This is a genomic window from Paenarthrobacter sp. NEAU-H11 (assembly GCF_050573415.1).
Lineage (GTDB): Bacteria > Actinomycetota > Actinomycetes > Actinomycetales > Micrococcaceae > Arthrobacter.
In genome coordinates this window covers 62,305-73,444 of the sequence record NZ_JBNZGA010000023.1, presented here as the reverse complement: position 1 = coordinate 73,444, position 11,140 = coordinate 62,305, and the positions used below count along the sequence as shown (strand labels likewise).

Annotated in this window: 4 protein-coding genes and 1 pseudogene; all 5 read left to right on the top strand. The window is 66.8% G+C overall.

The window, feature by feature from the left end:
* A partial coding sequence (locus ACQ3DC_RS20245) for an Ig-like domain-containing protein (RefSeq protein ID WP_430753051.1) occupies nucleotides 1-6,021 on the top strand: 6,021 nt, incomplete at its 5' end.
* 64 nt (nucleotides 6,022-6,085) lie between these two features.
* Nucleotides 6,086-7,057, top strand: coding sequence for an AAA family ATPase (locus ACQ3DC_RS20240; protein ID WP_157238672.1), 972 nt, complete (start codon nucleotides 6,086-6,088; stop codon nucleotides 7,055-7,057).
* A 50-nt stretch (nucleotides 7,058-7,107) separates the two neighbouring features.
* Complete coding sequence (locus ACQ3DC_RS20235; RefSeq protein WP_323057660.1) at nucleotides 7,108-8,439, top strand: DUF58 domain-containing protein; 1,332 nt, start codon at nucleotides 7,108-7,110, stop codon at nucleotides 8,437-8,439.
* Nucleotides 8,436-11,063: a transglutaminaseTgpA domain-containing protein gene (locus ACQ3DC_RS20230; RefSeq protein WP_421091920.1), complete on the top strand. Its 2,628-nt coding sequence runs from the start codon at nucleotides 8,436-8,438 to the stop codon at nucleotides 11,061-11,063. The genes ACQ3DC_RS20235 and ACQ3DC_RS20230 overlap by 4 nt, the downstream gene beginning before the upstream one ends.
* Nucleotides 11,060-11,140: pseudogene (locus ACQ3DC_RS20225) on the top strand (zinc-ribbon domain-containing protein); the annotation flags it as partial. The gene ACQ3DC_RS20230 and the pseudogene ACQ3DC_RS20225, both read left to right, overlap by 4 nt.

The following is an 11,140-nucleotide window of genomic DNA, read 5'->3' as shown; positions in this document are numbered from 1 at the left end:
GTGCTGTATCCGGGGTTCAAGACCACCGAGGTGGAGTTGAACGACGGCGGGGTGTGGGTGGTCTCGAAGTCGAAGAATGCGGTGGGCCGGCTTAACTACCCCTCCCGCGTTCTTGATGGGGCGGTGACGCCCGCTTCGACGACGTTCGACATCCTGCAGGATGCGGGGGATGTGTTCGTCGATGATGAGACCGGGTCAACACTGAACCAGGTGTCGCCGGCGAACATGCGGCTGGGCGGGGATAAGCAGTTGCCGGGATCGGCGGACGTGAGCTTCGGCTCGGAGGTTATTTCCGTGACGGATGCGGCGTCGGGCAAGGTGTGGGCTGTGTCTCCGTCCACTGTTAATGGTTTTGACGAGGAAGCGTCGGAGCCCGTGATGGTGGGTTCGGAGGGCATTGTCTCGGCGGTCGGGGATGATGACCGGATTTACTCGGCGGACCCCAAGTCCGGCGCGGTGACGGTGACGGCTGTTGACGCCAACGGCGAGGTGACGGCCTCGGAGTCGGAGACCTGGGCCGAGCTGAAGGGTTCGGGGGATCTGCAGATCACGGTGGTGGGGGACAAGCCGGTGCTTTTGGATGCGGCGGCCGGGAAGTTGTTCCTGCCCGGCGGGAAGCGGCTCCAGTTGGAGAATGCGCGGGAGGCGAAGCTGCAGCAGGGCGGCCCTGCCAGCGGTTTCGTGGCCATCGCCACGCGGAAGGCGTTGCTGAAGCAGCCCCTGGACGGATCCACGGCGAAGGCGGTGGCGTTCGACGGCGAGGGCGTGCCGGCTGCCCCGGTCCAGTTGGGCGGGTGTGTGCATGCGGCGTGGTCCGGGGCTAACAAGTATGTGCGGGACTGTGTCAATGATGGTGATGACAAGAACGTTGACGTGCCCAAGGCGAGTGCCTCGCCGTCGTATGTCTTCCGGGTGAACCGGGACCTGGTGGTCCTGAATGACGTGAACTCCGGGAACGTGTGGCTGGTGAACCAGAACATGCAGCTGGTCAACAACTGGGACGACGTCATCCCGCCCAAGAACGAATCCGACGAGCAGGACCAGGAATCCGCGGACAACAACACCATCAACGTCCTGCCGGACCGCACCAAGCCCAACCGTCCGCCGGAAACCAAGCCCGACGCCGTCGGCGTGCGCCCCGGCCGCACCACCATCCTCAGCGTCCTGGACAACGATTCGGACCCCGACGGCGATGTCCTCACTGCCGCCGTCGGGGATTCCGGACCCCAGGCCGGCAGCCTTGAGAACATCTACGGCGGCACGGCCTTCCAGATCTCCGTTCCGGCCGGCGCGAAGCCCGGAACGGAAACATTCAGCTACAGCGCCTCCGACGGCCGCGGCCTTTCCGCCACCGGGCAGGTCACCCTCAGCGTGGTGGCCCCCGAAGAGAACAAGCCGCCCCGGTTCAAGCGCGGCGACAACACCACCATGCTCGTGGAACAGGGCAAAACCGTCAGCCAGAACATCCTTACCGACTGGATTGACCCCGACGGGGACGACCTGGTGCTCCTTGACGCCAAAGCGGACAACGACCAGGACCAGGTCAAAGTCCGCCGCGACGGCCTGCTGACCTTCCAGGACTCCGGTGCGACAGCCGGCAAGAAGGCCGTGGAGGTGACCATCTGGGACGGCAGGGCCACTGTCACCGGAAAAGTGGTGGTCAACGTCCAGCCGCCGGGAGCCCTTGCACCGGTGGTCAACGCCGACCACGTCACGGCAGTGGCAGGCCAGGACCTGGTCATCTCGCCGCTGAAGAACGACGTGGACCCCAACGGCGGCGCCCTCCGCCTGGCCCAGGTGGAGGCCAGCGGCCCCGCCGAGCTGGGTCCCGTGACCGACGGCGGCACCTTCACCTTCCGCAGCACCACCCCCGGCCCCGTCTACCTCACCTACATCGCCAGCAACGGGCCGCAAAGCAGCCAGGGGCTGATCCGCGTTGACGTTGAGTCCGGGGATGAAACCGGCAACCCCGTCGCCGTCCACGACGTCGCGCTCATGCCCACCGGCGGAAGCGTGCTGGTGGACCCGCTGGCCAACGACTCCGATCCCTCGGGGGGAGTCCTGGTGCTGCAGTCCGTGAAGCTGCCGGAAAATTCGACCGCATCCGTGAGCGTGATCAACCACAGCGTCCTGCGGATTACCGACATCCTCGGAACCAAGGACCCGGTCCTCTTCGAATACACCATGTCCAACGGCAAGAAGTCGGCCACCGGCAGCGTATCGGTGGTGCCCGTCCCGGCCCCCGCCGTCCTGGAAGCACCCCAGCCCAAGCCCGACGAAGTGAACGTCCGGGTCAACGACGTCGTCACCATCCCGGTGCTCGAGAACGATACCCACCCGCAGGGCCAGGAGCTCACCGTGGACCCGGTTCTTCCGCAGGGCGTTGATCCCGTGGACGGCAAGAGCTTCGTCTCGGAGAACACGCTCCGGTTCATTGCCGGCCCGCAGCCCAAGACCGTCCGGGCCATCTACAACGCCGTGGATCCGCAGGGCCAAAAGAGCGCCGCAGCGGTGACCATCCACATCCTTCCCCTGGAGGGGGCCGAAAACTCACGCCCGCAGCCGCGCAACCTGACGGCACGCGTAGTGGCCGCCGGCACGGTCCGGATTCCCGTCCAGCTGGACGGCATCGATCCCGACGGCGACTCCGTCCAGCTGACCGGCATCGACAGTACGCCCGCGATGGGCATGGCCACCGTGGGCAGCAACTTCATCGACTTCACGGCTGCCGGCAACGGCGCCGGGACAGACACGTTCCGCTATAAGGTGGTGGACCGGCAGGGCGCCGTCAACACCGGAACCGTCACCGTGGGCATCGCCCCGCGCGGCGAGGTCAACCAGAAGCCCACTCCCGTGGACGACGAAGTGAGGGTTCGCCCCGGCCGCCAGATCGCCGTCGACGCTACCGGCAACGACACCGATCCCGACGGCGACCTCATCCGCATCCTCAGTGACGGCATCGAGGCCGACGCAGCGCTGCAGGCCACGGTAAGCAAAGCGAGCGGCCGGATCATCCTGCTGGCTCCAGCAGAAGCCGGAACCGTCAACGTGCGCTACACCATTGCAGACGACCGCGACGCCTCCGCCCAGGCCGCAATCCGCGTCGTGGTGGACAACGAGGTTCCCCTCAAGGCGCCCATCGCCCGTGATGACAGGGTGACGTCCGCGCAGACCATGGGCAAAACCGCAGTGGACGTCCCTGTCCTGAAGAACGACGAGGACCCGGACGGCGTAGGGGAAAACCTCAAGGTCAGCACCGAAGCCACCACCGCCCGGCCCGGGGCGGACGGCAACATGATCGTGGACCTGACTGAGCAGCCCCAGCTCATCCCCTACACCGTGGAGGATGTGGACGGCCAGAAGTCGACGGCGGTGATCTGGGTACCGGGCCTCGGCCAGCAGGTGCCCACCTTGGCCAAGGACGAAGTGCTTGAGGTAGTTGCCGGCCAGTCCGTGGATGTTGACCTGGATGAGTGGGTCAGGGTCCGGGAGGGCCGCTCGCCGCGGCTCACCCAGACGGACCGCATCAGGCTCATCGGCGCCGACGGCAGCGACCCCATGACCGGAGACGGCACGGGACTTAAGTACACCGCCGGCGCGGACTACGTGGGACCGGGTTCCCTTACCTTCGAGGTGACCGACGGGACCGGCCCGGATGATCCGGCCGGCCTGAAGTCCACCCTCAGCATCCGCACCAAGGTGCTGCCGGATCCGAACAAGAACAACCCTCCGGAACTGCTGGGCGCAAACCTGGACGTGCCCAAGGGCGACTCCGCGAGCACCGACCTGGGCAAGCTGACGGCGGACCCTGACCGGGACGACGTCGAAAAGATGAAGTACGAGCTGGTGGGAGGATCGCCTGCCGGTTTCAACGCCGGCATCGACGGCAAGACCTTGAAGGTTTCCGCGGCAGACTCGAGCGGGGCCGGGACGACGGCCGCCGTCCAGGTCAAAGCCAGGGATTCCCGCGGGCTCGAAGCCACGGCCACCTACCAGCTGAAGGTGACGGCTTCCAACCGGCCGAAGCCGGTGGCGAACGACGACGTGCAGGACAACGTTGCCGCCGGTAAACCGGTGACGGTGAACGTGCTCGCCAACGATGCCAACCCGTTCCCGGAGACCGCACTCAAAATCATTGCGGCCGCTGCGGAAACCGGCAGCGGCAACGTGGACGTGAACGGCGATTCCATCACAGTCACCCCTGCGCCTGGATTCACCGGCACCATGGTGGTGTCCTACACAGTGGCCGACAAGACCGGCGATGACTCCCGCAATGCCACCGCCCGCGTCCGGCTGACAGTCAAGGACAAACCCCAAACCCCCACCACCCCGCAGGCGCAGAGCGTGGGGGACCAGACGGCACTCCTGACCTGGACGGCGCCGGCGGACCGCGGTTCAGCAATCACTAAATACACCGTGTACGGAGAGTCCGGCTTCCGGCAGGACTGCCCGGCCAACACCTGCACCCTCAACGGGCTGGTCAACAACACCAAGTACCATTTCCAGGTCACGGCCACGAACGAGTTCGGCGAGTCCGACCGCTCGCCTGCGTCCGCCGAGGTGCGTCCTGATGTCAAGCCCGATACCCCGCTGGCACCGTCGCTGAAGTTCGGTGACAGGGAGCTGTCCGTCAACTGGACCGCTCCGGCCAGCAAGGGCTCACCGGTGAAGTCCTACGACCTGGAGATCTCGCCTCCTCCCGCCGGCCAGAACGCCCAGATCCAAAACCTGACGGGCGTCAGCTACGTCTGGAAGGGCCTGCAGAACGGCGTCTCCTATAAAGTCCGGGTCCTGGCGCGCAATGATGCCAAGGAACCCTCCGAGTGGAGCCCCTATTCAGCAGCCATGGTTCCGGCGGGCGTTCCGGCCACTCCGGCCGCACCATCTGCGGCGCAGGCGGGTTCGGTGGGTTCGCAAAGCCAGCTGCAGGTGAGCTGGACTGCGCCGAACAACAATGGCGACGCCGTCTCGGCGTACACCCTGACCACCCTCCGCGGCGGTGCCGTGGTGTCCAGCCAGCAAGTGGCCGGTACCTCGCAGAACGTCACGGTGGACAACTCCGAAACCAACTACACCTTCACGGTGTCTGCCACCAACAAAGCGGGCACCAGCGGGACAAGTGCCCAGTCAGCGGCCATCCGTGCTGCCGGCAAGCCCGGCCAGGTCAGCGGTGGAACGGTGGCGGAAACGGGGAACAGCGGGCAGCTCAAGGTCACCTTCACGCCCCTGACGGAAGCCCAGCGCAACGGCTCCACGGCGAGCGAGATCGCCTACTCCTACCGGGCTTCAAACGGCCAGGCCGGGCCCATCAGTGCCCCCGGCGGCAACATCAACGGCCTGCCGAACGGCCAGGACATCACCATCAACATCATTGCCACGTCCACCAAGAACAACGTGTCCGGTGACGCCAAGGCCATCGGAGCCGGCAACCCGTACGGACCGGCCAATGCACCCAACGTGAACGGGGGCACATCACCGAAGGGCGATGGCCAGGTGCACTGGACCTGGAACAACCCGAACACCAACGGCCGTCCGCTGAGCCATTACGAGGTCAGCATGGACGGCGGAGCGTGGCAGAACGTCAACAAGGCCAACAGCTTCGATGCCGGCGCCGGCGGATGGAGCCAGAGCCATAGACTGCGGGTCCGTGCCGTGACGGTGGTGGACGGCGCCATCGGCGGGCCAGCGACCTCCACATCCGGCGCCGACCCGACGCCTCCTCCGGCACCCACAAAGGTCCGGGTCGAGGCTTCGACCGTCAACAGCTGCCCCGGAAAGCCGGGCGTTCCAGACCGATACAGCAATGTCAACGGCGATGCCCGTTGCGGTTCCAGCGACGCCAACTGGGTGTCCTTCTCGGACGGCTGGATCGACAGCGCCTGCTGGATGAACATCTACGGTTCGCCAGAGTCGGATCCCGGCTACTACAAGTGGTACCGCATGGATGGCGGCCCCTGGCCCGGCTGGTACGTCAAGCGCGCCACGATCGATATCAGCGGTCCGGACGTTCCCCGATGCTGACCGTTCAAGCCCACCCCCCGTTTCCGCCCCGCCTAACCAGCAGCCTCACCAAAGGACGTACATCATGACCATGACCATCGAGCAGGCCGCGTGGTTTGCAGACACCTTCGAGAAACTCGTTGCCAATGTGGGGCAGGCCGTCCTGGGCAAGGAGCACGTCATCCGGCTCACCTTCACCGCCATGCTCGCCGAAGGCCATGTGCTGTTCGAGGACGCCCCCGGCACCGGTAAGACCTCCTTGGCCCGGGCCCTGGCCGCCACGGTGCAGGGGTCCAACAACCGCATCCAGTTCACCCCGGACCTGCTGCCCTCGGACGTCACCGGTGTGACCATCTACGACCAGAAGACGCAGAAGTTCGAGTTCCACAAGGGCCCGATCTTCAACAACATCGTCCTGGCGGACGAAATCAACCGTGCTTCGCCGAAGACCCAGTCGGCTCTGCTGGAGGTCATGGAGGAGTCCCGGGTCACGGTTGACGGCGTCACCTACGAGGCCGGGCGCCCGTTCATGGTGATGGCCACGCAGAACCCCATCGAGCAGGCAGGCACCTACCGCCTGCCGGAGGCACAGCTGGACCGCTTCCTGATCAAGACCTCCATCGGCTACCCGGACCACGCCTCCACGGTCCGGCTGCTGGGCGGCTCCAACCTGAAGGACCGGTCGCAGGATCTCTCCGCCGTCATCACCACCCAGGCTGTGGCCGATATGGCAGACCTCGCCGCCACGGTGCACGTGGACACGGCCGTGCTCGAGTACATCTCGCGGCTCTGCGAGGAGACCCGCAACGCCCCCGAAACCCGACTGGGCGTCTCGGTCCGCGGGGCCCTGGCCATGGTCCGTGCAGCAAAGGTCTGGGCGGCCGGGCAGGGGCGGAACTTCGTGCTGCCGGATGACATCAAGGAACTGGCCCCGGTGGTGTGGACCCACCGTTTCGTCATGGATCCGGAGGCAGAGTTCTCCGGAGCCACTCCGGAAGCCGTGCTGACACGGATCCTGGCGGATGTCGCGGCTCCCCAGCAGCGCACCAACGCTTGACGGTCCCGGCACGGACCCCACCACGTCCACGCAACAACGAAGGCACACATATGTCCACCGGCACCCCGTTGACCCGGCTCGCGGAGCGTCTCAAGCAACCCTTCCACAGGGATGGCCGGCCCACGCAGCTGCACCCGTCGGCAGTCTGGTCCGAGGCGCGGAACACTGCAGCCATGGCGCTGGCGCCAGCCTGGCGTACCGTCCGGACTGCATGGCTGAAGTACGCCTGGCCCGTGCTGTCCGTGGTCAGCGTCCTGGGCTGGTCCGTCCTGGCCGCCGCCATCCTGCTCTGGACCACCGGGCAGGCGTTCGGCTGGCAGGAGGCGAAGGCTGCGGCCATCGCGGCGTTCGTGATGTTCCTGATTGCCAGCGCCTTTGTCCTGGGCCGCTCTTCCTATGGAGTGCTCCTCGACCTCGCCCGCACCCGGGTGGCCGTGGGGGACAGTGCCGTTGGCAGCATCGCCGTGTCCAACACATCAGCCCGGCCCCTGCTGCCGGCAGCACTGGAACTTCCGGTGGGCAGCGTCACGGCTGTGTTCCACCTGCCCCGCATGAAGCCGCAGCAGGTGCACGAGGACCTCTTCACCATTCCCACCGCCCGCCGTGCCGTGATCGTCGTCGGACCTGTCCGGTCGGTCCGGGCAGACCCGCTGCACCTGCTGCGCCGCCAGGTCCTGTGGACCGAACCGGAAGACCTTTTCGTCCATCCGCGCACGGTGGCCCTGGCCGGTTCGGCCGCCGGCTTTATCCGCGACCTGGAAGGAATGCCCACCACGGACCTGTCCAGTGCGGACGTGTCCTTCCATGCGCTTCGCGACTACGTGCCGGGGGATGACCGCCGGCACATCCACTGGAAAACCACCGCGCGGACCAACAAGCTCATGGTGCGCCAATTCGAGGAAACACGCCGGGCCCACCTGGCCATCTCGCTGTCCATCAACACGGACGAATACGCCTCCGAAGCCGAATTCGAGATGGCCATCTCCGCAGCCGCATCGATCGGCCGGCAGGCCATCCGCGAGCAGCGTGAGCTGGACGTCCTGACCCAGAAAGGCCCGCTCCGCTGTGAAACCGGGCGGAACATGCTCGATGACATGACCAGGATTGTGGGAGCTCCCATGCGGCGGACCGCCGTCGACCTCGCCAGGACCCTTGCGGACACCGTCCCCAACGCCTCCGTGGTTTTCCTCGTGGTAGGCAGCAACGTGACGGCCACCCAGCTGCGCTCCGCGGCCGCGTCCGTGCCGCCCGGCGTCCGCAGCCTCGCGGTGCGGGTGGAAGCCGGCGCTTCGCCCGGCCGCGCCAACATCGCAGACCTCACCGTGCTGACGCTCGGCGACCTGAACGACCTTGCCATTGTGCTGAGAAAGGCCGCAGCATGACCTCCACGGAAGGCCTGCGCCCGCGCAGCACGCGCCCGCGCAGCGAACCAACCGGCACCAACCGCGGTGCGTCCGGCAGCGGCCGTAACCAGGCCTCCGCCTTCGCCGACGGCCAGCCGGCCTGGCACTTCGTGCTCGACGCCGGCGCGCTGACGGTCCTGCTGGGGCTTGGCCTGCTCGGCTTCGGCCTCAGCTTCGGCGGCGACCCGTACTACCTGTTCTCCGGCTTCGGCGGCATCCTCCTGGGCCTGGCCATCGGCGCGCTCAACGCGCACCTGCGGCTCGGACTGCTCATCACCACTGCGGTTGCCCTTGGCGCCTACCTGGTCCTCGGCACGTTGCTGGCGGTGCCCGACGCGGCAATCGCAGGTTTTGTCCCCACCCTTGACTCACTCCGGACCCTCCTCCTGGGGGTGGTGTTCGCCTGGAAGGACATGCTGACGGTCGGTGTCCCCGTGGGCACGGCAGGCGGCGTGCTGATTGTTCCCTTCCTGAGCTCCCTGGTCACCGCCCTGGCGGCCGGTGTCCTGACGTGGCGCCTTCGAAGCCCCTACTTTCCGCTCCTGCCGGTGCTGGTCCTGTTCGTTACCGGGATCGCCTTCAGCACCAACGCCGCGTTCCTCACCCTCGAACGCGGCATCGGCCTGACGGTCCTGGGCATCGCCTGGGCCACCTTCCGCCGGGACGCCCTCAGGAAGAACTCCACGCGAAAGGTATCCGTCAACAATCCGCAGACGGATACCGCCACCGCGCAGCGGGCGAAGATCCGGAGGCTGGGAATGGCCGCCGGCGTCATCGCCGTCAGCGTGGCCGTTACGGCGCTTTCGGCGCCGCTGGTCACCGCGGGCAATGACCGGAAGGTCCTCCGGAACGTGGTGGTCCCGCCGTTCGACCCCAAGGACTACATCACGCCACTGGCCAGCTTCCGCACGTTCGTCAAGGACAAGAAGGACGACACCCTCTTTGTGGTCAAGGGCCTTCCCCGTGATGGCCGGGTCCGGCTGGGGGCCCTGGACGCCTTCAACGGAACCAACTACACCATGGACCCCAACGGCTCGGGAAACTTCAGCAAGGTCGGCGATACCGAGTCGATCAACACCCTGGCGGACACCTCCGGTGTTGTTCCCACCAAGGACTACGCCATCAGCATCACGGTTGAGGACTACCAGGGATTCTTCGTGCCCGGCGGGCGTAAAACCACGGGGCTGAGCTTTGATGACAGCGCCTCGGCCGCGGCGTCCGGCCTCTACTTCAATGCCGGCACGGATACCGCCGTCACCACCAACGGGCTCTCCCGCGGAGATTCCTACAAGGTCCAGGTTTCGGATCCCGTGAAACTCGAACACGGGCAGCTGGCGCAGTACGACTTCGCGAAACTGTCCCTGCCCGACGCCACGGAAGTGCCCCCGGTGGTGGGGTCGCAGGCCAATGACCTGTCCACTGACGCCCCCACCGCCATCGACCGGGTCCGGCAGATTGAGGCGCATTTCCAGAAAACCGGGGCATTCAGCAACGGGCTGGTCAGCGAAGGCCAGCTCCCGAGTGTGTCCGGCCACGGTTCTGCCCGGATCAGGAATCTCCTCACGGCCAAGCAGATGCTGGGCGACGACGAGCAGTACGCGGTGGCCATGTCCCTCATGCTCCGCCACCTGGGCATCCCGTCCCGCGTGGTGATGGGCTTCTACCCCGAACCCACCAGTCCGGAAAACGGGGCAGGCGAAGTCAAGATCACCGGCAAGGACGTGCACGCCTGGGTGGAAGTGGCCTTTGAACGGGTGGGCTGGGTAAGTTTCGATCCGACGCCGCCCAAGGACAACATTCCCATCCCGCCGGACCCGGAAAACAAATCCAAGCCCAAGCCGCAGGTGCTGCAGCCGCCGCCCCCGCCGCAGGAACCCGCGGACCTGCCGCCGGACTCGTCGCCCGATGCGCTGGATGCGGACCAGAAGAAAAACAACCCGTGGCTCTTCTGGGGCGCCCTGTTGGGCGCGCTGGGCATCGCCCTGATACCGCTGTCCGTCCTTGCGCTCCCGTTGCTGCTGGTCGTCCTGTTGAAATCACGACGGCGGAAGTCGCGGTTCAGCGAAGGCCATCCTGCGCAGCGCGTAGGGGGCGGCTGGAGCGAGGTGGTCAGCCTCGCCACGGACATGGGGGCCGCCGTCGACACCCGGGCCACCCGCCGCGAAAGCGCCGCGGTCCTGGCCGAGGCGTTTCCGGCCGCGGGCGGTACCACCACGATGCTGGCCCGCCGCGCGGATGCGTCGATCTTCGGTGCCGGCCAGCCCAGCGAGGACGAGGTGCGGGAGTACTGGACCATCGTGGACAGCTCGCTGAAGGAGATGACCTCCACGGCAGGTTTCTGGCAGCGGCAGCAGGCAAGGTTCTCCCCGCGGTCGCTGCTTGCTGACGCGCGCGGCGCCCTGGCCCGCCGCAGCCCGCTGGCTCAGCGCGGCCGGCTGGCTTTGCCGGCCCTGTCGGCACTCAGGCCGTCCACCCGCCGTCGTACTGGCGCGGACGGCGAACACTCCGCAACGCCTGCACCGGAAGCAACGGCGGTGCAGGCAATGCCGCTGCAGGACCGGCAGGCGCCGGAACCGCCAAGGCAAGGACCTCCGGCGCCGTGACCGCGGAACTCCAGACATGCCCCCGCTGCCAGCGCTCCATCCGGGCCGGTGCGGCCTTCTGCACCTCCTGCGGAGCG